At 42.7% G+C, this 211-nt stretch carries 1 protein-coding gene; it reads right to left on the bottom strand.

Annotated features, from left to right (window positions below; translation table 11 throughout):
- Positions 1 to 58: 58 nt before the first annotated feature.
- The gene (locus tag C6N31_RS47615; protein WP_498063744.1) at positions 59 to 202 is read right to left on the bottom strand and encodes a cystatin family protein; all 144 of its coding nucleotides are present in this window, start codon (positions 200 to 202) and stop codon (positions 59 to 61) included.
- Positions 203 to 211: the final 9 nt, after the last annotated feature.

Here is a 211-nt window from a genome sequence, read left to right as displayed (position 1 = left end):
GTCCACTCTTCTATATATACTTCATCTTAAACATATCCAGGTGCATATCTCCAGATACCTAAGAGCTGGCATTTGCAGTCTCATCGCCAACAGGCTTAAATTCTTGCAGTTCCTTGAAGTTCATCCATGGTTTCACCCAGATTTTCGCTTCATACTTGTTCTTCTTTCCACCATCAGTTGCCTCCAGAGTGATATAGTACATCGTGCCTGC

Source organism: Streptomyces fildesensis, assembly GCF_016107395.1.
Lineage (GTDB): Bacteria > Actinomycetota > Actinomycetes > Streptomycetales > Streptomycetaceae > Actinacidiphila > Actinacidiphila fildesensis.
The sequence above is the reverse complement of the archived record's forward strand: the minus strand, read 5'-3'. Positions and strand labels throughout refer to the sequence as shown.